At 42.1% G+C, this 26,001-nt stretch carries 26 protein-coding genes; 19 read left to right on the top strand and 7 right to left on the bottom strand.

The genetic code is table 11. From position 1 onward, the window contains the following. Positions 1-17: 17 nt before the first annotated feature. From glyQ to AC0OMU_RS09610, 10 genes are all read left to right on the top strand, one after another. Entirely contained in the window at positions 18-905 is an 888-nt protein-coding gene (glyQ, locus tag AC0OMU_RS09655) for a glycine--tRNA ligase subunit alpha (RefSeq protein WP_003226213.1), read from the top strand. Then, positions 898-2,937 (top strand): glycine--tRNA ligase subunit beta, encoded by a 2,040-nt coding sequence (glyS, locus tag AC0OMU_RS09650; protein ID WP_474241122.1) that lies wholly within the window; start codon positions 898-900, stop codon positions 2,935-2,937. The genes glyQ and glyS overlap by 8 nt, the downstream gene beginning before the upstream one ends. Before the next feature lie 132 nt (positions 2,938-3,069). Next, positions 3,070-3,708 (top strand): transcriptional regulator CcpN, encoded by a 639-nt coding sequence (gene ccpN / locus AC0OMU_RS09645; protein ID WP_003237058.1) that lies wholly within the window; start codon positions 3,070-3,072, stop codon positions 3,706-3,708. Between the two features lie 25 nt (positions 3,709-3,733). After that, entirely contained in the window at positions 3,734-4,546 is an 813-nt protein-coding gene (locus AC0OMU_RS09640) for a pyruvate, water dikinase regulatory protein (RefSeq protein ID WP_003230064.1), read from the top strand. Positions 4,547-4,799: 253 nt separating this feature from the next. After that, entirely contained in the window at positions 4,800-5,294 is a 495-nt protein-coding gene (locus AC0OMU_RS09635; protein ID WP_015714278.1) for a YaiI/YqxD family protein, read from the top strand. A gap of 33 nt (positions 5,295-5,327) precedes the next feature. Next, a complete protein-coding gene (gene dnaG, locus AC0OMU_RS09630; protein ID WP_474241121.1) occupies positions 5,328-7,139 on the top strand; it encodes a DNA primase in 1,812 nt (603 codons plus the stop codon). Between the two features lie 198 nt (positions 7,140-7,337). Continuing rightward, complete coding sequence (gene rpoD, locus AC0OMU_RS09625; RefSeq protein ID WP_003226225.1) at positions 7,338-8,453, top strand: RNA polymerase sigma factor RpoD; 1,116 nt, start codon at positions 7,338-7,340, stop codon at positions 8,451-8,453. A gap of 328 nt (positions 8,454-8,781) precedes the next feature. Beyond that, the gene (cccA, locus tag AC0OMU_RS09620; RefSeq protein ID WP_474241120.1) at positions 8,782-9,144 is read left to right on the top strand and encodes a cytochrome c550; all 363 of its coding nucleotides are present in this window, start codon (positions 8,782-8,784) and stop codon (positions 9,142-9,144) included. Between the two features lie 256 nt (positions 9,145-9,400). Next, positions 9,401-10,051, top strand: a complete 651-nt coding sequence (gene trmK, locus AC0OMU_RS09615; RefSeq protein ID WP_014480286.1) for a tRNA (adenine(22)-N(1))-methyltransferase TrmK — start codon at positions 9,401-9,403, stop codon at positions 10,049-10,051. Beyond that, positions 10,044-11,162 (top strand): Nif3-like dinuclear metal center hexameric protein, encoded by a 1,119-nt coding sequence (locus AC0OMU_RS09610; protein WP_474241119.1) that lies wholly within the window; start codon positions 10,044-10,046, stop codon positions 11,160-11,162. The genes trmK and AC0OMU_RS09610 overlap by 8 nt, the downstream gene beginning before the upstream one ends. 22 nt (positions 11,163-11,184) lie before the next feature. Here the strand turns inward: AC0OMU_RS09610 and AC0OMU_RS09605 are convergent, their stop codons facing one another. Continuing rightward, complete coding sequence (locus AC0OMU_RS09605) at positions 11,185-12,129, bottom strand: 4-hydroxy-3-methylbut-2-enyl diphosphate reductase (protein ID WP_014477361.1); 945 nt, start codon at positions 12,127-12,129, stop codon at positions 11,185-11,187. A gap of 122 nt (positions 12,130-12,251) precedes the next feature. Beyond that, the gene (locus AC0OMU_RS09600) at positions 12,252-12,989 is read right to left on the bottom strand and encodes a YqfQ family protein (protein WP_100506300.1); all 738 of its coding nucleotides are present in this window, start codon (positions 12,987-12,989) and stop codon (positions 12,252-12,254) included. 168 nt (positions 12,990-13,157) lie between these two features. Here AC0OMU_RS09600 and cshB point away from each other — a divergent pair, with 168 nt between their 5' ends. After that, on the top strand, positions 13,158-14,474 hold the full coding sequence (cshB, locus tag AC0OMU_RS09595) for a DEAD-box ATP-dependent RNA helicase CshB (RefSeq protein ID WP_015483443.1): 1,317 nt from the start codon (positions 13,158-13,160) through the stop codon (positions 14,472-14,474). Positions 14,475-14,483: 9 nt separating this feature from the next. Further along, the gene (locus AC0OMU_RS09590) at positions 14,484-15,377 is read left to right on the top strand and encodes a deoxyribonuclease IV (protein ID WP_015483442.1); all 894 of its coding nucleotides are present in this window, start codon (positions 14,484-14,486) and stop codon (positions 15,375-15,377) included. 26 nt (positions 15,378-15,403) lie between these two features. Here the strand turns inward: AC0OMU_RS09590 and AC0OMU_RS09585 are convergent, their stop codons facing one another. Continuing rightward, positions 15,404-15,658 carry a DUF2624 domain-containing protein gene (locus tag AC0OMU_RS09585; protein ID WP_003230076.1) on the bottom strand — a complete coding sequence of 85 codons (255 nt, stop codon included), beginning with the start codon at positions 15,656-15,658 and terminating at the stop codon, positions 15,404-15,406. A gap of 115 nt (positions 15,659-15,773) precedes the next feature. On the opposite strand from AC0OMU_RS09585, the gene AC0OMU_RS09580 reads away from it, so the two are divergent. Both AC0OMU_RS09580 and zur read left to right on the top strand, forming a co-directional pair. Further along, positions 15,774-16,655 carry a YitT family protein gene (locus tag AC0OMU_RS09580; RefSeq protein ID WP_003230077.1) on the top strand — a complete coding sequence of 294 codons (882 nt, stop codon included), beginning with the start codon at positions 15,774-15,776 and terminating at the stop codon, positions 16,653-16,655. Positions 16,656-16,792: 137 nt separating this feature from the next. Then, entirely contained in the window at positions 16,793-17,230 is a 438-nt protein-coding gene (gene zur, locus AC0OMU_RS09575; RefSeq protein ID WP_004398578.1) for a zinc uptake transcriptional repressor Zur, read from the top strand. A 42-nt stretch (positions 17,231-17,272) separates the two neighbouring features. On the opposite strand, the gene AC0OMU_RS09570 is transcribed toward zur, so the two are convergent. After that, a complete protein-coding gene (locus AC0OMU_RS09570) occupies positions 17,273-17,854 on the bottom strand; it encodes a nucleotidase (RefSeq protein ID WP_003246215.1) in 582 nt (193 codons plus the stop codon). Positions 17,855-17,986: 132 nt separating this feature from the next. Between AC0OMU_RS09570 and AC0OMU_RS09565 the strand changes: the two genes are divergently transcribed. Then, positions 17,987-18,376 carry a DUF308 domain-containing protein gene (locus tag AC0OMU_RS09565; protein ID WP_010886568.1) on the top strand — a complete coding sequence of 130 codons (390 nt, stop codon included), beginning with the start codon at positions 17,987-17,989 and terminating at the stop codon, positions 18,374-18,376. 25 nt (positions 18,377-18,401) lie between these two features. Here the strand turns inward: AC0OMU_RS09565 and ispG are convergent, their stop codons facing one another. The 3 genes from ispG to AC0OMU_RS09550 form a co-directional block, all read right to left on the bottom strand. After that, positions 18,402-19,535: a flavodoxin-dependent (E)-4-hydroxy-3-methylbut-2-enyl-diphosphate synthase gene (gene ispG / locus AC0OMU_RS09560; RefSeq protein WP_010886567.1), complete on the bottom strand. Its 1,134-nt coding sequence runs from the start codon at positions 19,533-19,535 to the stop codon at positions 18,402-18,404. 122 nt (positions 19,536-19,657) lie between these two features. Next, positions 19,658-19,957 (bottom strand): LysM peptidoglycan-binding domain-containing protein, encoded by a 300-nt coding sequence (locus AC0OMU_RS09555; RefSeq protein WP_474241118.1) that lies wholly within the window; start codon positions 19,955-19,957, stop codon positions 19,658-19,660. Positions 19,958-20,051: 94 nt separating this feature from the next. Further along, positions 20,052-20,813: a DUF1189 domain-containing protein gene (locus AC0OMU_RS09550; protein WP_474241117.1), complete on the bottom strand. Its 762-nt coding sequence runs from the start codon at positions 20,811-20,813 to the stop codon at positions 20,052-20,054. Positions 20,814-20,922: 109 nt separating this feature from the next. On the opposite strand from AC0OMU_RS09550, the gene AC0OMU_RS09545 reads away from it, so the two are divergent. The 4 genes from AC0OMU_RS09545 (at position 20,923) to pbpA (ending at position 25,858) form a co-directional block, all read left to right on the top strand. Beyond that, positions 20,923-21,405, top strand: coding sequence for a DUF456 domain-containing protein (locus tag AC0OMU_RS09545; protein WP_015483441.1), 483 nt, complete (start codon positions 20,923-20,925; stop codon positions 21,403-21,405). Between the two features lie 178 nt (positions 21,406-21,583). Next, positions 21,584-22,192: a superoxide dismutase SodA gene (gene sodA, locus AC0OMU_RS09540; RefSeq protein WP_004398583.1), complete on the top strand. Its 609-nt coding sequence runs from the start codon at positions 21,584-21,586 to the stop codon at positions 22,190-22,192. Between the two features lie 106 nt (positions 22,193-22,298). Then, complete coding sequence (locus AC0OMU_RS09535; RefSeq protein ID WP_003230095.1) at positions 22,299-23,591, top strand: MFS transporter; 1,293 nt, start codon at positions 22,299-22,301, stop codon at positions 23,589-23,591. Positions 23,592-23,704: 113 nt separating this feature from the next. Beyond that, on the top strand, positions 23,705-25,858 hold the full coding sequence (gene pbpA, locus AC0OMU_RS09530; protein WP_015483440.1) for a penicillin-binding protein 2A: 2,154 nt from the start codon (positions 23,705-23,707) through the stop codon (positions 25,856-25,858). The last annotated feature ends 143 nt before the right edge of the window (positions 25,859-26,001 follow it).

Below are 26,001 nucleotides of genomic sequence, written 5' to 3'. Positions count from 1 at the left end.
AAGTGGAGGTGCTTGAAATGAATATTCAAGACATGATTCTAACCTTGCAAAAGCATTGGTCCAGTCAGGGCTGTGTGCTTATGCAGGCTTACGATGTAGAAAAAGGAGCCGGCACGATGAGCCCGTATACATTTTTGCGCAGTATCGGCCCTGAACCGTGGAAAGTGGCTTATGTAGAGCCTTCCAGACGTCCTGCAGACGGCCGCTACGGGGAGAACCCGAACAGACTGTATCAGCATCATCAGTTTCAGGTCATTATTAAACCGTCTCCTGATAACATTCAAGAGTTGTATTTGGATTCCTTGCGTGCTCTTGGAATTGATCCGCTTGAGCACGATATTCGCTTTGTTGAAGACAACTGGGAGAATCCGTCTTTAGGCTGCGCGGGTCTAGGCTGGGAAGTTTGGCTTGACGGAATGGAAATAACACAATTTACGTATTTCCAGCAGGTCGGAGGATTAGAGTGTAAACCCGTTTCTGTAGAGATTACGTATGGAATTGAGCGTCTCGCGTCTTATATCCAGGATAAAGAAAACGTGTTTGACTTGGAATGGACGTCAGGGTTTACAGTAAAAGATTTATTCATGATGGCCGAATATGAGCATTCTGTTTATACGTTTGAAACATCAGACGTCGATATGCTGTTCCAATTGTTCAGCACATATGAAAAAGAAGCGATCAAGCAAATGGATAACGGACTTGTTCATCCAGCATATGACTATGTGCTGAAATGCTCGCACACCTTCAATCTGCTTGACGCCAAAGGTGCGATCTCTGTTACCGAGCGGACGGGCTATATCGCAAGAGTGCGGAATTTAGCTAGAAAAGTAGCAAAAACCTATTATGAGGAACGAGAAAAACTAGGGTTCCCAATGCTTAAAGGGGAGGGTTCTTCTCATGAGTAAACAGGATTTACTTTTAGAGATCGGATTAGAGGAAATGCCGGCGCGCTTTTTGAATGAAAGCATGGTTCAGCTTGGCGACAAGCTGACAGGCTGGCTTAAAGAAAAAAATATTACTCACGGTGAAGTGAAACTCTTCAATACACCGAGACGTCTTGCTGTGTTCGTTAAGGATGTCGCAGAAAAGCAGGATGATATAAAAGAAGAAGCAAAAGGGCCTGCGAAAAAAATTGCCCTTGATGCGGACGGGAACTGGACAAAAGCGGCAATCGGCTTTTCAAAAGGCCAAGGCGCGAATGTGGAAGACCTGTACATTAAAGAAGTAAAAGGCATAGAGTATGTATTCGTGCAAAAATTCCAAGCCGGCCAAGAAACGAAGTCGCTTCTGCCGGAACTGAGCGGTTTAATTACAAGCTTGCATTTCCCGAAAAACATGCGCTGGGGAAATGAAGATTTGCGTTATATCCGACCGATCAAATGGATTGTCGCATTATTTGGACAGGATGTCATTCCATTTTCGATCACAAACGTTGAGTCTGGACGGACAACACAGGGACATCGTTTCCTCGGACATGAAGTGTCAATTGAATCACCTTCAGCTTATGAAGAGCAGCTCAAAGGGCAGCATGTTATTGCTGATCCTAGCGTCCGAAAGCAAATGATTCAATCTCAGCTGGAAACAATGGCTGATGAAAACAATTGGAGCATTCCAGTTGACGAAGACCTTCTTGATGAAGTGAATCATTTAGTAGAATACCCGACAGCTCTTTACGGTTCATTTGAATCCGAGTTTCTGTCAATTCCTGAAGAAGTGCTTGTCACAACAATGAAAGAGCATCAGCGCTACTTCCCTGTCAAAGACAAAAACGGTGACCTGCTGCCTCACTTTATCACAGTCCGAAACGGCAACAGCCACGCGATTGAAAATGTGGCCCGAGGCAATGAAAAAGTGCTGCGCGCACGTTTATCTGATGCTTCATTCTTCTACAAGGAAGATCAGAAACTAAACATTGATGCAAATGTGAAGAAGCTTGAAAATATCGTTTTCCATGAAGAGCTTGGTTCTCTTGCTGATAAGGTTAGAAGAGTCACATCAATCGCAGAGAAACTTGCCGTTCGTCTTCAGGCTGATGAAGATACATTAAAACATGTGAAACGGGCTGCTGAAATTTCTAAATTCGACCTTGTGACGCATATGATATATGAATTCCCTGAACTTCAAGGAATTATGGGCGAAAAGTATGCGAGAATGCTTGGCGAAGATGAAGCTGTGGCTGCGGCAGTTAATGAACATTATATGCCTAGATCAGCGGGCGGAGAAACGCCTTCTACTTTCACCGGAGCTGTTGTAGCAATGGCGGATAAGCTTGACACAATCGCTTCATTCTTCTCTATCGGCGTAATTCCGACCGGTTCCCAGGACCCTTACGGACTGCGCCGCCAAGCAAGCGGTATTGTTGCGATTCTTCTTGACCGCAACTGGGGAATTTCATTTGAAGAGCTGCTAACTTTCGTACAAACCGATAAAGAAAATGAACTGCTGGATTTCTTCACTCAGCGCTTGAAATATGTCTTGAATGCTGAACAAATCAGACATGATGTCATTGACGCCGTGCTGGAAAGCTCTGAGCTTGAGCCGTACTCTGCGCTGCATAAAGCACAAGTACTGGAGCAAAAGCTTGGTGCACCTGGTTTTAAGGAAACAGCCGAAGCGTTAGGCCGAGTGATCTCTATCAGCAAAAAAGGAGTCCGCGGAGACATTCAGTCTGATCTGTTTGAAAATGAATACGAAGCAAAACTGTTTGATGCCTACCAAACAGCGAAGCAAAATCTGCAGGAAAACTTCAGCAAAAAAGATTATGAGGCGGCGCTTGCTTCACTTGCAGCCTTAAAAGAACCGATCGATGCTTACTTCGATCATACAATGGTTATAGCGGATAATGAGTCATTAAAGGCAAATCGTTTAGCGCAAATGGTAAGCTTGGCGGATGAGATCAAGTCCTTTGCGAATATGAATGCCCTTATTGTAAAATAAAGAGAGAAAAGGCGGTTGCTGTGTGATCGGTAATCGTCTTTTCCCCATTTATAAGTTTTTTGTTTGATTACAAGATATTTACGTTATAATATGGATTATTATTTCTTTACATAGCTATGAAGTGAAAAGGTGGTGAGTACGATCGAACTAAATAAACGGCAAGAACATATTTTGCAGATTGTAAAAGAAAACGGGCCGATTACAGGGGAGCATATTGCAGAAAAGCTGAACCTAACCAGGGCGACATTGCGCCCGGATTTAGCCATACTCACCATGTCAGGATTCCTCGAGGCGCGCCCGAGAGTCGGTTATTTCTATACGGGAAAAACCGGCACGCAGCTTTTGGCGGATAAACTCAAAAAGCTTCAGGTGAAAGACTTTCAATCTATCCCCGTAGTGATTCACGAAAACGTTTCTGTGTACGATGCGATTTGCACCATGTTTTTAGAAGATGTAGGTACTCTGTTTGTGGTGGACCGCGATGCTGTTTTAGTCGGGGTGCTTTCACGAAAAGACTTGCTCAGAGCGAGCATTGGCCAGCAGGAGCTTACATCGGTCCCTGTTCACATCATCATGACAAGGATGCCGAACATTACGGTGTGCAGACGCGAGGATTATGTGATGGACATTGCAAAGCACTTAATAGAAAAACAAATTGATGCACTTCCTGTCATCAAAGACACCGATAAAGGCTTTGAAGTGATCGGCAGAGTGACAAAAACAAATATGACCAAAATACTTGTCAGTTTATCTGAAAATGAAATCCTATAAGATTGCAAACTAACGGGGGGATAATATGAATAACCGCATCATCTATGTTGTATCGGATTCCGTCGGTGAAACGGCTGAATTGGTAGTGAAAGCAGCACTCAGCCAATTTAACGGATCGGCGGATGATACTCATGTAAGAAGAATTCCTTATGTTGAAGATATAGGCACTATCAATGAAGTGATTTCACTTGCAAAGGCAGACGGGGGCATTATCTGTTTTACACTCGTGGTGCCGGAAATCAGAGAATATTTGATAGCCGAAGCGGAAAAAGCAAATGTTTTATATTATGATATTATCGGCCCGTTGATTGATAAAATGGAAACAGCCTACGGTTTAACAGCGAAATACGAACCGGGGCGGGTGCGCCAACTTGATGAAGATTATTTCAAAAAAGTGGAGGCCATCGAGTTTGCAGTTAAATACGATGATGGACGTGATCCAAGAGGGATTTTAAAAGCTGATATCGTTTTGATCGGCGTGTCAAGAACGTCTAAAACACCGCTGTCTCAATATCTCGCACACAAACGCCTGAAGGTTGCCAATGTTCCGATTGTACCAGAGGTTGATCCGCCGGAAGAACTCTTTAACGTTGATCCGAAAAAATGCATCGGTTTAAAGATTAGCCCTGATAAACTGAATCATATCAGAAAAGAACGCTTAAAATCACTCGGGCTTAATGATAAAGCGATTTATGCAAATATCAATAGAATCAAAGAGGAACTCGAGTATTTTGAAAAGATTGTGGATCGGATCGGCTGCCAGGTTGTTGATGTTTCAAATAAAGCGGTTGAGGAAACAGCAAATATTATCCATCATCTCAAAACAAAAAACATATAACTCAGGACGCTCTATCCTGGGTTTTTGGCTGTGCCAAAAGGGAATAATGAAAAACAATAGCATCTTTGTGAAGTTTGTATTATAATAAAAAATTGTGATAAAATGATTAATTTTAGGTTTAAGGATCGTGTGATACGAATAAACTATTATGGGTAAGATGTCAAGAATTTCTCCCGGAAATTTTTCGACAAATTCATATACATCCACAATAATAAAGGATGTGCGATTTTGCTTGCTTTTATGCAGGAGTTTAATGGAGGGATGGAGAATTACTCTTCTTAATGAACAAGAAAAGACGATTTTTGTCGATGCTGATGCTTGTCCGGTAAAAGATGAAATTTTACAAACAGCATCCGAGTATGAAGTTCAAGTTCTTTTTGTCGCTTCATTTGAACATTATCAGCTTTCCAGAAGCAATGAAGAAAAATGGAAGTATGTTGATCCTCATAAAGAAGCTGCTGATTTATATATCGCAAATCACGTAAAACCGGGAGATATCGTTGTGACGCAGGACATCGGATTAGCATCTCTGCTGTTGAACAGAAATGTCTCTGTTATGTCGGAAAGAGGTCGTCTTTACAAAGAAGACACGATTGATTTTGCTCTAGAGGGCCGTCATTTTTCCGGCAAACAAAGAAGAAAAGGCGTATATGCCAAAGGGCCTAAAAAATTGAATAAAGAAGATCGAGAACGATTTATTGCACTGCTGCAAAAAATCCTGTCGAACGATGAAGGGATTTTGCACTAAAGCATCGAATAATGTACGACGGAGTGTTATAAGATGGGAAATCGGATACCAGATGAAATTGTGGATCAGGTGCAAAAGTCGGCAGATATCGTTGAAGTCATAGGTGATTATGTTCAATTAAAGAAGCAAGGCCGAAACTACTTTGGACTCTGTCCTTTTCATGGAGAAAGCACACCTTCGTTTTCCGTATCGCCCGACAAACAGATTTTTCATTGCTTTGGCTGCGGAGCGGGCGGCAATGTTTTCTCTTTTTTAAGGCAGATGGAAGGCTATTCTTTTGCCGAGTCGGTTTCTCACCTTGCTGACAAATACCAAATTGATTTTCCAGATGATATAACAGTCCATTCCGGAGCCCGGCCAGAGTCTTCTGGAGAACAAAAAATGGCTGAGGCACATGAGCTCCTGAAGAAATTTTACCATCATTTGTTAATAAATACAAAAGAAGGTCAAGAGGCACTGGATTATCTGCTTTCTAGGGGCTTTACGAAAGAGCTGATTGATGAATTTCAGATTGGCTATGCTCTTGATTCTTGGGACTTTATTACGAAATTCCTTGTAAAGAGGGGATTTAGTGAGGCGCAAATGGAAAAAGCGGGTCTCCTGATCAGACGCGAAGACGGAAGCGGATATTTCGACCGCTTCAGAAACCGTGTCATGTTTCCGATCCATGATCATCACGGGGCTGTTGTTGCTTTCTCAGGCAGGGCTCTTGGCAGCCAGCAGCCTAAGTATATGAACAGTCCTGAAACCCCGCTCTTTCATAAAAGTAAACTGCTTTACAATTTTTATAAGGCCCGCATTCATATCAGAAAGCAGGAAAGAGCAGTCTTATTTGAAGGGTTTGCTGATGTCATATCGGCCGTAAGCTCGGGTGTAAAAGAAAGCATAGCCACGATGGGAACGTCTCTTACAGATGATCATGTCAAGATCCTGAGAAGAAACGTCGAAGAAATCATTCTTTGCTATGACTCTGATAAAGCCGGTTATGAAGCCACCTTAAAAGCTTCGGAGCTTCTGCAAAAAAAAGGCTGCAAAGTCAGAGTTGCAATGATTCCTGACGGATTGGACCCTGATGATTACATCAAAAAATTCGGCGGGGAAAAATTTAAAAACGACATTATTGATGCCAGTGTCACCGTAATGGCGTTCAAAATGCAATATTTCCGAAAAGGAAAAAACCTGTCCGATGAAGGCGACCGACTAGCTTACATTAAAGACGTACTGAAAGAAATCAGCACGCTTTCAGGGTCTCTAGAGCAGGAAGTCTATGTAAAGCAGCTTGCTTCAGAGTTTTCGCTTTCACAGGAGTCTTTAACTGAGCAGCTGTCTGTTTTCAGCAAGCAAAACAAACCTGCTGACAATAGCGGTGAAACAAAAACGCGGCGAGCGCATCTGACGACAAAAGCAAGGCAAAAACGTTTGCGTCCGGCGTATGAAAATGCAGAAAGGCTGTTACTCGCTCACATGCTTCGAGATCGGAGCGTCATCAAAAAAGTGATTGACCGGGTAGGGTTTCAATTTAATATTGATGAGCACCGGGCATTAGCCGCCTATCTTTATGCTTTTTATGAAGAGGGAGCCGAGCTGACGCCTCAGCATCTGATGGCCAGGGTGACGGATGATCATATAAGCCAGCTCTTGTCTGATATATTAATGCTTCAGGTTAATCAAGAGCTTAGCGAAGCCGAGTTATCAGATTATGTAAAAAAAGTGTTGAATCAAAGAAATTGGTCAATGATAAAAGAAAAAGAGGCGGAAAGAGCCGAAGCCGAAAGGCAAAAAGATTTTTTAAGAGCTGCTTCTCTGGCTCAAGAAATCGTTACATTGAACCGATCTTTAAAATAACTGGAGAACTGATGAGGAGCATTTATTGGCAATGATTCCTTGCGGAGGAGCAAATAGATCGCTTAACCTCATCATGAATTGTCATTTCATTATTCGCACATTGTTAAAGGCAGTTCACATAGAAAACGCCTGAATGGACCGAATAAGAATCATACCGCTTATAGAATTCGTTGCAAGCTTTGGAAGGAGGGATCCATAATGGCTGATAAACAAACCCACGAGACAGAATTAACATTCGACCAAGTAAAAGAGCAATTAACAGAGTCTGGTAAAAAACGTGGCGTTTTGACATATGAAGAAATTGCTGAGCGTATGTCCAGCTTTGAAATTGAATCAGACCAAATGGATGAGTATTATGAATTTTTAGGTGAACAAGGTGTTGAATTAATTAGTGAGAATGAAGAAACAGAAGATCCTAATATTCAGCAGCTTGCCAAAGCCGAAGAAGAGTTTGACCTTAATGACCTAAGTGTACCGCCTGGTGTTAAAATCAATGACCCAGTTCGTATGTATTTAAAGGAAATCGGTCGGGTTAACCTTCTTTCTGCAAAAGAAGAAATCGCCTACGCTCAAAAGATTGAAGAAGGTGACGAAGAATCTAAACGCAGATTGGCTGAAGCGAACCTGCGGCTTGTTGTCAGTATCGCAAAACGGTATGTCGGACGCGGTATGCTGTTCCTTGACCTGATCCAGGAAGGAAACATGGGACTGATGAAAGCCGTTGAAAAATTTGATTATCGCAAAGGTTATAAATTCAGTACGTATGCTACGTGGTGGATCAGACAGGCGATTACACGCGCCATTGCCGATCAGGCGAGAACGATCCGGATTCCCGTTCATATGGTTGAAACCATTAATAAATTAATCCGTGTGCAGCGTCAATTACTGCAAGACTTAGGCAGAGAACCAACACCTGAAGAAATTGCGGAAGATATGGATTTAACGCCTGAAAAAGTACGCGAAATCTTAAAGATTGCTCAAGAGCCGGTATCGCTGGAAACACCAATCGGTGAAGAGGATGACTCGCACCTTGGTGATTTCATTGAAGACCAAGAAGCAACTTCACCTTCTGACCACGCCGCATACGAGCTATTGAAAGAGCAGCTGGAAGATGTGCTTGATACGTTAACTGATCGTGAAGAAAATGTATTGCGTCTTCGATTCGGTCTTGATGACGGCCGTACAAGAACATTAGAAGAGGTCGGCAAAGTATTTGGAGTAACGAGAGAGCGTATTCGACAAATCGAAGCCAAAGCGTTGCGGAAACTAAGACATCCTAGCAGAAGTAAACGTTTGAAAGATTTCCTCGAATAAGATGGAACGGGTCTTGAAGATCCGTTCTTCTTTTTTTAAAAAGATATATGGATAATATGCCTTTATTTTACTGAAAAATGATGTCATTTGCAAATGGACATTGTGGTGAAAAATTTCAAAATCTAATTCCATATTTTCTATTGTAAGCGTATACAATACATTATACAATAGAATAAAAAGGATATTAGAGATTTAGGCATGTTTCTATTCAATTTTGTATAAAGTGTGAATAAAAAACTTTTGTATAGCAATCCATTTACTTTTTGTAAAAATAAGTTAGAATTAGAAGTGTTTACATAGGGGGAAGGATCAAAAAGGGGGAAGGGAAATGAAATGGAACCCGCTTATTCCATTTTTGCTGATCGCTGTTTTAGGAATTGGTCTAACTTTCTTTTTATCAGTAAAAGGACTTGATGACTCTCGGGAGATTGCGAGCGGAGGAGAAAGCAAATCTGCTGAAAAGAAAGATGCAAACGCTTCACCAGAAGAAATTTACAAGGCAAACTGCATCGCATGCCACGGTGAAAATTATGAAGGTGTTTCGGGTCCTAGCTTAAAAGGTGTAGGGGATAAGAAAAATGTCGCTGAAATTAAAACAAAGATCGAAAAAGGCGGTAATGGAATGCCTTCCGGTCTTGTTCCGGCCGATAAGCTGGATGATATGGCAGAGTGGGTGTCAAAAATTAAATAAAAGAACCATTTTTCTCTTTATACATTCACAGGCCGCCGAGATGTTCTCGACAGCCTTTTATTTTTGACTGCCGCGTGCAGACTCGCATCAAAAGAAATAATCTCAAAATCATTTGCTTCAGCTTGGATTCCGGGCTGATTTTTTATATGATAGTAAAGGAAAAAATGATTGAGAAAAGTTGTGATGACAAGTGAACGAATTAAAATTATCTAAACGATTGCAAACAGTAGCGGAGTACATACCGAATGGAGCGGTGATGGCCGATATCGGCTCTGATCACGCATACCTTCCTTGTTATGCGGTGCTGAATCATAAAGCCAGCGGGGCGATTGCCGGAGAAATAACAGACGGCCCATTTTTGTCTGCAAAGCGGCAGGTTGAAAAATCAGGCTTAAACTCGCACATTTCTGTAAGGCAGGGAGACGGACTGGAAGTGATTAAAAAAGGTGAAGCTGATGCCATTACGATTGCCGGAATGGGCGGGGCTTTGATCGCTCACATTTTAGAAGCGGGCAAAGACAAATTAACGGGGAAGGAACGGCTCATTTTACAGCCGAATATTCATGCTGTTCATATCAGGGAGTGGCTTTATAAAGAAGGATATGCGCTGATAGATGAGGTAATCCTTGAAGAGGACGGAAAGTGCTATGAGGTGCTGGTAGCAGAAGCGGGAGACAGGGATGCGGCTTATGACGGTATTTCTTTATCAGCCGGGATGCTCGTCGGCCCTTTCTTGGCAAAAGAAAAAAATGCTGTCTTTTTGAAAAAGTGGACACAAGAGCTTCAGCACACTCAAAGCATTTATGAACAGATTAGCCAAGCGGCGGATACAGAGCAAAACAAACAAAAATTAAAGGAGCTCTCCGATCGAATGGAGCTGTTAAAGGAGGTAATCGATCATGGCTAAAAGTGTAAATGGGCAGCAGATCATCCAGCTGTTTGAACAATTTTCCCCGAAAGCCTATGCGGTTGAAGGAGATAAAATCGGCCTGCAAATCGGCACTTTAAACAAACCAATTAAAAATGTGATGGTTACACTTGATGTGTTAGAGAGCGTTATCGATGAAGCGATTGAAAAAGAGGTTGACTTGATTATTGCACATCATCCTCCTATTTTCCGGCCGCTAAAGCATATTTCAACAGATCAGCCTGCCGGAAGGTTAATTGAAAAGTGTTTGAAGCATGATATTGCTGTTTATGCAGCTCATACAAATTTAGACGTTGCGGACGGCGGCGTGAATGATTTGCTTGCTGAAGCATTAGAGCTGAGTGAGACGGAAGTGCTGGCACCTACTTATACGGATCCTCTGAAAAAGCTGGCAGTATACGTGCCGAAGGAATATGAAGAGCAGGTCAGAGCCGCGCTCGGAAATGCGGGGGCCGGCCATATCGGTGAATACAGCCATTGCGCGTTTTCATCTGAAGGGATCGGCAGCTTTAAGCCATTGGATGGAGCCAAGCCTTTTATCGGTGAAGTGGGAGAGCTTGAGCTTGTTCATGAAGTAAGACTTGAGACTGTATTTCCTAAAAGCATCGAAAAAGCTGTTATCAATGCAATGATAAAAAGCCATCCATATGAAGAAGTCGCTTACGATATCTATCCTGTCGAACAGACTCCCGCCGAAAAAGGGCTCGGCCGTGTCGGAACCCTTAAAAATGAGATGACGCTTAAGGAATTCGCTTTATTTGTGAAAGACAAGCTTGACGTCAATGGTGTCAGAATGGTGGGGGATGCTGACAGCATGGTGAAAAAGGTAGCTGTTCTTGGGGGAGATGGAAACAAGTATATTCATCATGCAAAACGAAAGGGAGCCGATGTTTACGTCACAGGAGATTTATACTTCCATGTGGCCCATGATGCGATGATGCTTGGCCTAAATGTGGTTGATCCGGGCCATTACGCGGAAAAAATCATGAAAGAAGGCGTCACGAGAAAACTGACATCAATGTGTAATAAAAAGTTTGACGTGAATATCTTTGTTTCTGAAACAGATACAAATCCATTTACATTTCTATAAAAAAACTGAGGCTTTTACAGCCTCAGTTTTTTGCTTTTACTTTTGGAAGTATTTTTTTGAGCGGTATATTATGTTCAGTTGTCCAAGTTGATGGATCTTCGTGATCAAACTGCTCTAAAAAGCGAATGACTTCTTTTGTGATCGGCGTCGGTGTTGAAGCTCCCGCTGTAACTGCAACGGTATTAACGCCTTTCAGCCATTCGAGCTTCAGTTCGCTTAAGTCGCCGATCCGGTATGCTTTTGTCCCGGCTATTTCCTCTGACACTTGAGCAAGCCTATTTGAATTGTTGCTTTTCGGGTCTCCGACAACGATTGTTAAGTCCGCTTTTTTTGCCTGCTCTGATACAGCTTCCTGCCGCACTTGAGTAGCGAGGCAAATCTCTTGGTGATATTCGACATGAGGATATTTTTCTTTGACAAGCTCCATAATGTCGTGAACATCCCATTGAGACATTGTTGTTTGATTCGTCACGATTAACTTCTCTGCTTGGATATCAAGGTTCTTTACATCTTCTTCTGTTTCAACTAAGTGAACGATCTCTGGCGCTACGCCAACGGCTCCCTCAGGCTCTGGATGCCCTTTTTTGCCGATATAGATCACGTGATATCCTTTTTCTTTCATCTCTAAGATTAGATTATGAGTTTTCGTCACATCCGGACATGTAGCATCAATTGCGACTAACCCTTTTTCTTCTGCGATTCTTCTGACTTCGGGAGAAACACCGTGCGCAGTGAAAATGACAGTTCCTTTGTCAACCTGCTTTAAGATGTCCAGACGGTTAGAGCCGTCCAATGTAAAAATCCCTTCCTCTTCAAACGCATCAGTGACGTGTTTATTATGAACAATCATCCCGAGTATATAGATGGGTCTTGGCAAGCTTTTATCTAGTGACGCATTTTTGGCAATGACCATAGCATCAACAACACCATAGCAATAGCCGCGCGGTGAAATTTTAATTACGTCCATTTTTGGTTGTCCTCCAATACTGAAGTGAGTAAAGGCAATATAAAAAGCCGTAATCAAACGGCTCTATTCTTGCATTCTTCTGATCTCATTATAGCCAATCTCACTTCAGATATCAAAGAATGTTAAATATATAATCTCGGTTTTGAACTGCCTGATGTTCTTTTCGGAGCAGGAGAGGCAGCTTCCTTTTTCTTCGGGGCAGATGTTTTTGATTCTTGTTCTTTATTGTCAGTTGTTTTAGATTTCTTTGGGAGAGAAGAACTTTTTGGTTTTGATTTTTTGTTCCCATCTGAGGTTTTTGTTTCAGTCTCTTTTTCTGATGATTCTTCTGAAACGGATTGTTTTTCACTTTCCTCATTGGCCTCTGTCTCAGTTTCATCACTTTTACTTAATTGGCTGTACAGCTTCATCATTGCTGGCAGATTGCGGACTAATGGGCCGTACTGCTGGATCATAGGGGTGACTTGCTGCGCCATGCCGAGTACTTTTTGCACATTTCCAAGCATACTGGATAATGATGCAGGATTGGCGATATTTTGAATGCCTTGCAGGCCGGCACCTCCGCTCGCTGCTGCACCTGCTCCTGGAATTCCAGAAACTCCGGCGCTGCCAGCGCCTCCTCCGCCGGGTAGGAACCTTGACAGCATTCCTTTTAAGCCTCCGCCTGCACCTGCACCATTTCTCGCTCCGGCATTTGCCTGAGGAAGAAATTGTCCGGCTTGCTGAAAACCTTGCTGCTGTGCTCCAAATGAAGGTCCTCGCATATTAGGCGGTCTTCTGCCCATCATTCGCTGATTTGGCATGGGGCGGGGCGGTCCGGGCTGTGGGTAATTTCTCATTGGCTGCTGCGGTGAAAACATACTTGTACCTCCTTTCAGCTCTCTCTGCTATTAGAATATGCATGGGCTGCGGTATTTGCTTTACATAACTGAATAAAACAAACACCTTGCAAACGTGGTGTTTTTAAGCAAAATCGGGTATAATGTGATGATGGACACATAATGTGCCGCTTTAAGGAGCTGGGAAAAATGAAAGAAACGAAATTTGAACTTTATGAATTGAAACCATTTATTATAGATGCAGTACATCGCCTTGGTTTTTACGAACCGACTGATATCCAGAAAAGGCTGATTCCTGCAGTGTTAAAAAAAGAAAGCGTCATCGGCCAGTCTCAGACGGGTACTGGAAAGACTCACGCTTATTTACTGCCTTTATTAAACAAAATCGATCCTGCTAAGGATGTCGTTCAGGTAGTCATTACGGCTCCGACAAGAGAGCTAGCCAACCAGATTTATCAGGAAGCGCTTAAAATCACGCAGGGTGAGGAAGGCAGTCAGATTCGCTCGAAATGTTTTATCGGAGGCACTGATAAACAAAAATCAATTGATAAATTGAAAATACAGCCGCATCTTGTTGTCGGTACACCCGGACGGATTGCTGACTTAATCAAAGAACAGGCGTTAAGTGTTCATAAAGCGGAATCTCTTGTTATTGATGAAGCGGATTTAATGCTGGACATGGGATTCCTTGCAGATGTAGATTACATCGGTTCCCGCATGCCTGAGGATCTGCAAATGCTTGTGTTCTCAGCGACCATACCGGAAAAGCTGAAACCATTTTTGAAGAAATACATGGAAAATCCGAAATACGCCCATGTGGAGCCAAAACAGGTGACTGCTGCGAAAATCGAGCATATCCTCATTCCTTCGAAACATCGTGACAAGGACAAGCTCCTTTTTGACATCATGTCGCATTTGAATCCATACCTGGGGATTGTGTTTGCCAACACGAAAAATACGGCTGACCATATTGCCCAGTATCTGACTGGCAAAGGCATGAAAATCGGCTTGCTGCACGGCGGATTAACACCACGTGAGCGGAAAAAAGTCATGAAGCAGATCAATGATTTGGAATTCACTTATGTCATTGCAACTGACCTTGCCGCAAGAGGCATTGATATTAAAGGTGTCAGCCATGTTATCAACTATGAGCTGCCGGATGATCTCGATTTCTATGTCCACCGTGTGGGCAGAACGGCTCGTGCCGGCTCATCAGGACAAGCGATGACCATTTATGAACTTACTGATGAGGATGCATTAGTAAGACTTGAAAAAATGGGCATCGAATTTGATTACTTAGAGCTTGAAAAGGGCGAATGGAAAAAAGGCGATGACCGTCAGCGCCGCAAAAAGCGTAAAAAAACGCCGAATGAAGCGGATGAAATTGCTCATCGTCTCGTGAAAAAGCCTAAGAAGGTTAAGCCTGGGTATAAAAAGAAAATGAGCTATGAGATGGAGAAAATCAAGAAAAAACAGAGAAGAAACCAATCTAAGAAAAGAAAGTAGGGGAACCTGTTGTTGAGAATAGGCTCACACGTCTCTATGAGCGGAAAACATATGCTTCTGGCTGCAAGCCAGGAAGCAGTCTCTTATGGGGCGAATACGTTTATGATCTATACAGGCGCACCGCAAAATACGCGCCGAAAGAAAATTGAAGACTTAAATATAGAAGCAGGCCGGGCACATATGCAAGAAAACGGCATTGACGAGATTATCGTACACGCGCCTTATATTATTAATATTGGCAACACGACAAATCCGTCCACTTTTGAGCTGGGTGTTGATTTTCTTCGTTCAGAAATTGAACGGACAGCGGCCATCGGAGCGAAGCAAATTGTCCTTCATCCTGGCGCTCACGTAGGGGCAGGAGCTGAAGCCGGCATCAAAAAAATTATTGAAGGCTTAAATGAAGTGATTGATCCGAATCAAAATGTCCAGATTGCATTAGAAACAATGGCTGGAAAAGGATCAGAATGCGGCAGAAGCTTTGAGGAGCTTGCACTGATTATCGAAGGCGTTACACACAATGAGCAGCTGTCAGTGTGCTTTGATACATGCCATACACATGATGCCGGGTATAACATTGTTGAAGACTTTGACGGAGTGCTGAATGAGTTCGATAAAATCATTGGCATTGACCGTATTAAAGTGCTTCATATCAATGACAGCAAAAATGTCAAAGGTGCGAGAAAAGACCGCCATGAAAATATTGGCTTTGGTGAAATTGGTTTTGACGCACTGCAATATGTTGTTCACCATGAGCAGTTAAAAGACATTCCAAAAATTCTTGAAACACCATATGTCGGTGAAGATAAAAAGAACAAAAAACCGCCATACCGTTTTGAGATTGAAATGCTGAAAGAAAAACAATTTGATGATACATTGCTCGAAAAGATTTTACAGCAATAAAAAATGGGGGATAACACCCCCATTTTTTAGCTTGTAAATTGTTTGAATAGTTCATTAACTGTTTGAGCTGTTTCTTTCGATGTAATCGTCTCTACTTGTTTCAGCAGCCGCATTCGTTCACTTTCATTAAAGATGTTTACATTTTTCCCGTATAACAGGTTCGCTACTTCAACGGCCTGTGACCTTGTTAAGCTGATTCCGTATTGTTTTGAGTACTTCAGCAAATCGTCAGCAGTAGCCTGATTAAGCCGCTGTAAAATAATTCTTTGAAATAAAATCATCGGTCATTCCACCTCCAGACTTAATGTATGGGCAAATCAGTAAAATGTGTCAGTGTTTAATGGTAAAATAGATTTATAATGTATTTAAAATAGTTATTGCAGGAAAGGAGATTTTATGACCCCAACAAAACAACATAAGAAAGAAACATTTACCCATTTTATTTTCAGGGTCTTTATGATTCTGGTAGGAGCTGCATCTGCGGCTGTAAGTATTGAATTATTTTTAATCCCCAATGATTTTATTGATGGCGGGATTATCGGTGTATCACTTATTTTAGACCACCTCTTTATGTCAAACCCCTTTCTGAATTTCGCCTTTTTCGTTGTCATATTAAATATTCCTTTTATGATCTTCGGATATAAATATATCGGTAAGACCTTTCTAGTCTCTACGTTTATAGGGATTGTCGGGCTTGCCGTTATTGAATCCTCACTTCACCATGTAGAAGCCATCACAACCCAGCCTATTTTGGCTACTGTGTTCGGAGGTCTTTTACTCGGCTTTGGCGTCGGGCTTGTTATTCGAAACGGAGGTTCAATGGATGGTACAGAAATTCTCGGTATTTTGCTGACCAAAAAACTCCCGTTTTCAGTAGGTGAGTTCGTTATGTTCATCAATGTGTTCATTTTCATTTGGGCAGTTTTTGTGTTCGGTCCTGAGCAAGCGATGTACTCATTCATGACTTATTATATTGCGATGAAAACGATTGATGCCGTGATCCAAGGGCTTGATGAAACAAAAGCTGTCATTATTGTGTCTGAGCAGTATGATGAGATTTCCGACGCGATTTTGCACCGTCTCGGTCGGGGCACAACGAAGCTGAAGGGGAAAGGCGGATATACGGACGAAGAAAAAGACGTAATTTACGCGGTTGTCACAAGGCTGGAAGTGACAAAGCTCAAATCGATCGTGTTTGAAGTTGATCAAAATGCATTCATAACAATTATGAATACTCATGAAACGAGAGGCGGAAAATTCAAAAACGCAATCCACTAGGCTTTCATTTACTTTTATTCATTTTATGGGTATAATTTTATCTGCAGTAAAGAAAATGGCTTGCTGGACAGACAGCTGCCATTTTCTTTTTCATACATGTGATACGTTCTTAAGCAAAGCGAAAAGGGGGACCCTTCATGAACGTACAAGAAGCGCTGAACCTACTAAAAGAAAACGGATATAAATATACAAACAAACGGGAGGATATGCTGCAGCTTTTTGCTGATTCAGACAGATATCTTACCGCTAAAAACGTACTGTCTGCACTGAATGATGATTATCCAGGCTTAAGCTTTGATACAATCTACAGAAATCTTTCTTTATATGAAGAACTTGGGATTTTGGAAACAACTGAGCTGTCCGGTGAAAAGCTCTTCCGATTTAAGTGTTCATTCACCCATCACCACCATCATTTTATTTGTCTTGCCTGCGGCAAAACAAAGGAAATTGAATCATGTCCGATGGACAAGCTTTGTGATGATTTGGATGGCTATCAGGTCAGCGGGCATAAATTTGAGATTTATGGCACATGCCCTGATTGTACAGCGGAAAACCAAGAAAACACTACTGCGTAAAATGCGTATATATGAAAAAGGGGCCCGGTTTGGGCTCCTTTTTCAGTTATTGACACGTATTAAGTGATGTTTGTTGTTGTTCATCCATTGAACGGCTTCTAGCCAGTTGTTTACTCTGATGATGTTTGAATCAATCGGAAGCTGATTATAAGGGGAATTGAACAAAATCACCGGTATCCCGGCTTCTTTCGCAATCATCATGGCGTTCCCGTGATGATCCTCAAAAAACAGGTCGATGTTATGATTCTTGACCGCTTCAACTTTGTGATGACCGCCAACGAGTTCGATGTGGTCATAATGAATGTTTTGTCTGTCAAACCATTCATAGGTAATATCAGTTAAATGAGTCCGTCTCGCTGTAATATAAATAAGCTTGTGCTCCTCTTTGAGAAGATCAAGTGACTGTTTCGCATGCTGTGCAAGCAATGCTTCCTTATATATGATCGCTTCATTTTGATTCATCCAATCCCAAAATTCTTCCTGGGTAATGTTTAACAGCTTTGTTAAATCATAATCCGTCATATCGTTTAATGAAATGGAAAGATTAAACGAACGGTTCAAATAAGGGACGAATGTATCCTGAGCCGTGATTGTGCCGTCAATATCTATTCCTAAGCGTAACATGCCCACACTCCTTCAGTTTCATCCCTTCAAGTGTAACATAAACAATTGACATTAACAGAAAAGTTTAGCAAACATGAATCAGGCAAAATGGATCAAACTATAAAAGCTCCTTTAATAAAACAGAAGGGGGAATTGAAGGTGGCAAACGATTACGAAAAGCGTGATAACAACAGTTACTATGTTGATCATGGATCTGAAGGGACAAATATTACCCGCGACAATGACGGTTTTTTTGAGGAAACAGCTGCTGAAATCGCAGAGCCTTATCGTGCTGCTGACCGCAGCAATGACCAAGACAATGATCGCAGCGGCGGCAATGTCAATGAAGGACGGGGAATAGGGTACATCGCTTTAGCCTTGTCCATCATTTCATTGTTTGTACTGCCTGTTTTATTGGGAGCTGCCGGTATTATTGTCGGCTATATCGCAAGAAGAAGAGGTGCTCAAGGCCTTGGAGCCTGGGCAATGGGTATCGGTGTCGTTTCATTAGTGCTTGGAATATTTATTATTCCATTTTTCTAACACAAAAAAGCTTGACGGGTTCCCGTCAAGCTTTTTGTGTTTCTTCTTTTAATTTTGCTTTTTCAGCTTCAAGTTTTGCGTAGTGTTCCTCAGCAAGAATGTCAATTTCTTTTTTGAGTTCTTCTACCATCGTTTCCTCTGGAACCTTACGGACAATTTTCCCTTTCCGGAACAGCAGTCCTTCACCGCGTGCGCCGGCGATTCCGATATCAGCTTCTCTCGCTTCACCAGGTCCGTTTACAGCGCAGCCGAGAACAGCAACTTTAATCGGCGCTTTTATCTTAGAAATATACTCTTCCACTTCATTGGCAATGCTGATTAGATCAATCTCAATACGGCCGCAAGTCGGGCATGAGATGAGCGTGGCAGCATTGGAGGCTAAGCCGAAAGATTTCAGAAGCTCCCTTGCTACTTTTACCTCTTCTACAGGGTCTGCGCTTAGTGAAATGCGCATGGTGTTCCCGATGCCTTTGCTTAAAATGGCGCCGAGTCCTGCTGCGCTCTTTACTGTGCCGGCAAACAGCGTTCCTGACTCGGTGATCCCGAGGTGAAGCGGGTAGTCAAACGCTTTCGCCGCTTTTTCATAAGCCTCGATTGCAAGGTTCACGTCAGAGGCCTTCATGCTGACAATAATATCGTGAAAATCAAGATCCTCAAGAATTTTAATGTGATGAAGTGCGCTTTCTACCATTCCATCGGCAGTCGGATAACCGTATTTTTCTAAAATCCGTTTTTCCAATGAACCGGCGTTTACTCCGATTCTGATCGGAATGCCTTTGTCTTTGGCCGCTTTAACAACCGCTTCAACTTTTTCGCGCCGGCCGATATTGCCGGGGTTGATTCGGATTTTATCTGCGCCGCCTTCAATGGCTTTCAACGCAAGTTTATAATCGAAATGTATGTCAACAACGAGAGGAATGGAAATGCGCTTTTTAATATCCGCAATGGCGTTTGCCGCCCGTTCATCCGGACATGCTACCCGAACGATTTGGCATCCGGCTTCAGCCAAACGGTTAATTTCCGCAACCGTTGCTTCTACATCATGTGTTTTTGTTGTTGTCATGCTTTGGATGACAACTTCATTGTTGCCGCCTATTGTTAAAGGTCCCACTTTGACGGGACGCGTTTTTGTACGATGTGTGATTTCACTCACTTGCAATCGCTCCTTAATTGTAGTTGCCGCTTCTAGATATAACAATTCTAGTATGGTTTATGTGAATTTATTTTACAAATTACATTGTAACAGTGTCTTCGCCGAACTGACAAGAAATTAACGTTAAATTAAGGGTAGACCGGGAATTTATACGCTGTTCCGGCTTGAATGGCGTTAGCTTTCACATTTGGATTCAGTGCTTCAAAATCCTTTACAATGTCATCCGGAGAACCTGCTGATCCGACTATCGACATAACCGTATCACCCTGCTTTACATTCACCGTTTTATAAGCCGGTTCTTGTACAGCCGTTTTTGCTGATGCTTCATAGACAGGGAGGTCCTGAATGGGTATGGTTCCAATTTTAAGGTCATAAAAAAGAATAAAAAGTATAAAAACAATGCTGCATACTAAGGTGAGACGCTTCATCGCTTTTCCTCCCGCATACGAAATTTTATACCATAGTATGCTTGTCCATTTCGATTCATGACAAAAGAAAAGAGACTGCGAATGCAGCCTCGGTTTATACAGCAGCTTTTTTGGACGGAATCTCTTTTAAAACGAGAAACAGGATGACAAAATTGACAAACCAGTTCAGCAAAAATTCACTTGGTACGGTTGCTTCTAATGCCCGCATGATTGTAAAGAATACAGTTGAAAGGGTGATGGAATAAGCAGAAAGCTTCCAGAGCTGATGATAGGATAAATGTTTTTTCTGCGAATTCTTAATGATTAACCCGATAAGCGCTAAAAACGATACTTCAATAAATTTTCCCGCTGCTGTTATGAGAAAAATAAGAGCTGAGAGAACAGTGACAATCATCGCTTTATTTTGGTTTAACCCTGCAATGACATCTTTTTTCTGTAACTCTGACGGCATCATTGAGTAAGACATTTCTTGGGCTTGTCCGTCAATGGCCAAAACAAATTTGTTCTGAAGGATGCCGATCGCGTTTTGCTTTGCTTCAATTTGTTCAGTGCCATAGGAGTCTGTCGGATCGAACACGATAACGAAACCATTTGCTTGAGATTCCGTGGCTTTTTTCTCATCCGTTTGAAGTTTGCCGTTTGAAATTGTGAAATCAGGGAAATCTTTGTTTAAAACAGTTTTAAAGCCGTTCATTGATTTTACGGTCCCTGTACTTACATAATAAGCGGTAGGGATTGCAAACAGGACAGAGAGCAAAAATACATAAAGAATCGCTTTTCCGATTCCTTGAAATCTTGTTTTTGCAATATCACGGGGAGAGTATGTACTTTTGATGAAAAGCTGAAACACATTCACTATCTTCACTTCCTAGCTAAACTAATATATGTTGCTTATTGTATCGTTGCATGCGTGTGAATACAAGGAAGACATGAAGAAGACAGAGTAAAATGGGAGGATGGAAGCTATGGATATGTTGTATTGGCTGTTGATTGCAGCGGTTTTTATCATTGCCTTTATCGGGCTGGTGTATCCTGTTATTCCGAGCGTAGTATTTATTGTTGCCGGATTTGTATTGTACGGATTTTTATTTTCATTCAGTCCGTATTCTTATATGTTCTGGCTTGTTGAGGCAGTTTTTGCCGCAGTATTATTCGCAGCAGATTACGTGTCGAATCTGCTTGGAGTAAAAAGGTTCGGTGGAAGCAAAGCTGCCATATGGGGAAGCACGATCGGTTTATTAGTCGGGCCTTTTGTCATTCCGGTTGCAGGGATCATATTGGGTCCGTTTATCGGGGCTGTTTGCGCAGAACTTATCGTCCATCAGAAGGACTTAAAGTCAGCGTTTAAAATTGGCCTCGGCTCACTCATTGGTTTTTTAACAGGGGTTATTGCCAAGGGCATCATACAGCTTTTGATGATCGGATACTTTTTATGGACGGTCCTATAAGAAATGCTGGCGGCAGGTTTAATGGGGCAGATTATCGGTTAAAGTGAAGTATGTCCGCTGAAATGAGCCAAATCGTGAGCTTTTTCATTGATTACAAAGCATTCTTTTGTTACATTGAATGAAGAAAGGCTCGCTGTGAAGCGGCATTTCAGTACATATATACTAAGGAGGAATTATCATGGCTTACGAACTTCCAGAATTACCTTATGCGTACGATGCTTTAGAACCGCATATCGACAAGGAAACTATGACTATTCACCATACGAAACACCACAACACATACGTGACAAATTTAAACAAAGCGGTTGAAGGAAACACTGCTCTTGCCAACAAATCAGTTGAAGAGCTTGTTGCAGATCTTGATTCTGTTCCTGAAAACATCCGCACTGCAGTCCGCAACAACGGCGGCGGACACGCGAACCACAAATTATTCTGGACACTTTTATCTCCAAACGGCGGAGGCGAACCGACTGGCGCGCTTGCTGAAGAGATCAACAGTGTATTTGGAAGCTTTGACAAATTCAAAGAGCAATTCGCAGCAGCTGCAGCTGGACGCTTCGGTTCTGGCTGGGCATGGCTTGTTGTGAACAACGGTAAACTTGAAATCACAAGCACGCCAAACCAAGATTCTCCGCTTTCAGAAGGCAAAACGCCTATCTTAGGTCTTGACGTTTGGGAGCATGCTTACTACCTTAACTATCAAAACCGCCGTCCTGATTACATTTCAGCTTTCTGGAATGTTGTAAACTGGGACGAAGTGGCTCGTCTATACAGCGAAGCAAAATAATGGCACAAACAAGGTCCTCATTATGGGACCTTGTTTTTTTATGTCTTCTTTTTACATATCTCGGTTTGAGTGAGACAGACTAAGGGATAGTAAAGGGGAGTCAGTAATGAGCAAACTAAAAAAAGTGATAGGCGATGTAGACGTAAACAAAGGGTTACTCTTTCTGCTGACCATTGGCGGGCTTTACTCGCTGGGAATTGCACTGTCCAATACATTTGTTAATGTGTATCTTTGGAAGCAGTCAGGGAAATTTATTGATTTGGCGATATATAATTTATCCATTGTGACAATGCAGCCGATAACCTTTTATTTGGCTGGACGGTTAGCCAAAAAAATAGACAGGGTATTTATTTTAAGGTTCGGCGTCATTTTTTTAGCTGCCTTTTATTTAAGTGTGCTTTTAGCCGGAGAAACGGCGGCCAGCCGCCTCGTGCTAATAGGCGCGGTGCTCGGAGTGGGCTATGGCTTTTATTGGCTAGCGTTTAACGTGCTGACCTTTGAAATAACAGAGCCGGATACGCGAGACTTTTTCAACGGGTTTATGGGCATTCTGTCTTCCTCTGCAGGAATGATCGGCCCGATTGTAGCCGGATTCGTGATCTCAAGGCTTGAAAATAATACGGGTTATACAGTGATTTTCAGTCTCTCCCTCAGTTTATTTGCCCTGGCTGTCGTGATGAGCTTTTTCTTAAAACGGAGAGAATCAAAGGGCCGTTTTATGCTGAGCAAAGTATTTGGAGAGCGCCATAGCAATATGAATTGGCGGAGAATCACGAATGCGCATTTTTTTCAGGGTTTGAGAGAAGGGATTTTTGTCTTTTTAATCAGTGTGTTTGTATTTATTGAGACAAACAGCGAACTTGCTCTCGGTACATTCGGTCTTGTCAATTCAGCTGTTTCCTTCTTTGCCTACTACTTTGCATCCAGGCTGATTAAGAAAAAGGCAAGAAAAAAATCGATTTTGCTGGGCGGACTTATTTTGTATGGCGCGCTGTTTTTGATTTTGTTTCATATGAGCTTTTCGACATTATTAACGTACGGCGTTTTTATTGCCATCGGCTATCCTCTGTTGCTTGTGCCATATGTATCACTTACATATGATGTGATAGGGCGGGCGAGGCATGCAAGAAAAGCAAGAATTGAATATATCGTGCTTAGAGAAATGTTCTTGAACGCCGGCAGAATTGTTTCCATTTTGTGCTTTCTCCTGATCGTGGCCCTTCTGAAAGAGGATGTGGGAATTCCTTTGTCACTTGCGATATTGGGTATAGGACATCCTTTGATTTATTACTTTGTCAAGGATATCCGTTTTAAGGAGAAAGAAGGGGAAAATGAAACCATGGAAGAAGACGGCCAAAAACGGGTAACAGAACCGACCCTGTTAAAAGGCGAGAGATAATTTTTTTGCCAAAAAGGGGTTATCTGTAGAAAAAAGTCGAAAAAACCTTTAAAATGAAAACTGGCACTCTTACTTGAGTGTCTTTTCTTTCTGTAAATAGAAAAGGTGATGTTATGAGGAGAAATAAACCAAAAAAGCAAAATCATAAAGAGAAAAAGAAGTCGCTTCCGATCCGGCTGAATATTTTATTTTTAGCTGCCTTTGTTATATTTACCTGGATTATTGTGGAACTGGGCATCAAGCAGATCGTGCAAGGCGATGATTACAAAAACCAAGCGAATAAGCAGGAACAAAGTGAAGTCAGCTCAGCGGTACCACGCGGGAAAATTTATGATCGAAACTTTAATGCCATTGTGACAAATAAGGCTTTAAATGCAATCACATACACGAGATCTAAATCGACCACGCAAGAACAGCGCTTAAAGATCGCAAAAAAGCTGTCTGACATGATCAAAGTCGATACAAAAAAAGTAACAGAACGGGATAAAAAAGATTATTGGATTTTGACTAGACCGAAAGAAGCGAAAAAGCTCATTAGCTCTAAAGAAAGACAGCAGGTTGAAGACAAAAAAATATCCGATGACGATTTATACCAGCTTCAGCTAAAACGGATTACTGATAAGCAGCTGAATGAATTAACGGATAAAGATATGCAGATCCTCGCTATCAAAAGACAGATGGATTCGGGCTATGCATTGACCCCTCAATATATCAAAAACGAAGATGTATCAGCGAAGGAAATGGCAGTGGTAAGTGAACATTTAGACGAACTGCCAGGTGTTGATGTCACGTCCGATTGGGAACGTGAATATCCGTATAAAAACCTTCTTCGCTCAGTGCTCGGAAGTGTTTCCAGCTCTAATGAAGGGTTGCCGTCCAACTTGCTCGACCATTATCTGTCGCTTGGCTACAGCCGTAATGACAGGGTCGGAAAAAGCTATTTGGAATACCAATATGAAAGCCTTCTGCAGGGCCAAAAAGCCAAAGTCGAAAATATCACAGATTCAAACGGCAATGTCACGGGAACAAAAACGGTATCTGAAGGCAAAGCCGGTAAAGATCTCGTGCTTACGATTGACATTGATTTGCAAAAAGAAGTGGAAAAAATCATTGAGAAGAACCTCAAATCTGCTAAAGCAAGACCAAGCACGCAATTGTTAGACCGTGCATTCGTTGTCATGATGGACCCAAGAAACGGTGAAGTGCTTTCAATGGCGGGCAAGCAGATTAAACAAGAAAATGGGAAATATAAAATTGATGATTACGCTTTAGGTACAATGACGTCATCTTATGCCATGGGATCAGCGGTCAAAGGCGCAACAGTCTTGACAGGCCTTCAAACCGGAGCTATTAATCTGAATACTGTTTTTCAAGATGAACCATTGTATATCGGCAGTCAGGATAAACGCGGTAAAAAGTCATGGACTAACTTAGGACCGGTCAATATTCAAAGAGCCTTAGAGCAGTCTTCCAACGTATTTATGTTTAAAACTGCGATCGCGCTCGGAAAAGGTGAATATAAACCGCACCAGGCTTTACCGATTGATACGACGGCCTTTGATACGTTCCGTAATTACTTCAGCCAATTTGGACTGGGTGTCAAAACTGGAATTGATCTTCCGAATGAAATGACAGGCTATAAAGGAACAGACAGATTGACGGGATTCTTGCTTGACTATGCGATCGGCCAATACGACACGTATACACCGCTGGAACTCGCGCAATACGTATCAACGATTGCAAACGGCGGATATCGCTTAAAGCCTCAGCTTGTAAAGGAAGTCAGAGAACCTGATGCTAAAAGAGGGATCGGTGCTGTCGTACAATCCGTTCAGCCGGAAGTGCTGAATAAAATCGACATGAAGAGTGAATACATTAAAGAGGTTCAGGCCGGATTCAGACGGGTGATGACAAAAGGGACAGCTGCCAGCCAATTTGCTTCAGCGTCATATCAGCCTGCCGGTAAAACAGGAACAGCACAATCGTTCTATGATGGACCTGATAAATCAAAAACAGGAACATCGACTTATAATACGACACTTGTCGCCTATGCACCGGCTGATAATCCTGAGATTGCAATCTCTGTAGTAGTCCCTTGGGCTTATATTGATTACAGCGCTAAATATACCATTACAAACGAAATCGGCAGGGAAGTAATGGATAAATATTTTGAGCTGAAATCGAAGCAGGACAAAGAAGATACTCAGCAAAAGAATAAAGACAAAATTGAAGAAAATGCAGAAAACACAACGTCTTCTGATAACTAAAAAGAAACGCTCACATGATGTGGGCGTTTTTTTTTATACAAAAAAACGCACTGATTTACAAAACCTTAACATTCGGTTCAAACCCTTTTTACATAGAACCTTTACTCTATACGTGTAGGACAAATTACACATTATACGCAGGG

The sequence above is a fragment of the Bacillus sp. FAU18 genome, from assembly GCF_056033885.1.
Note: the sequence above shows the minus strand (reverse complement) of the source record. Positions and strands in the feature narration are given on the sequence as shown.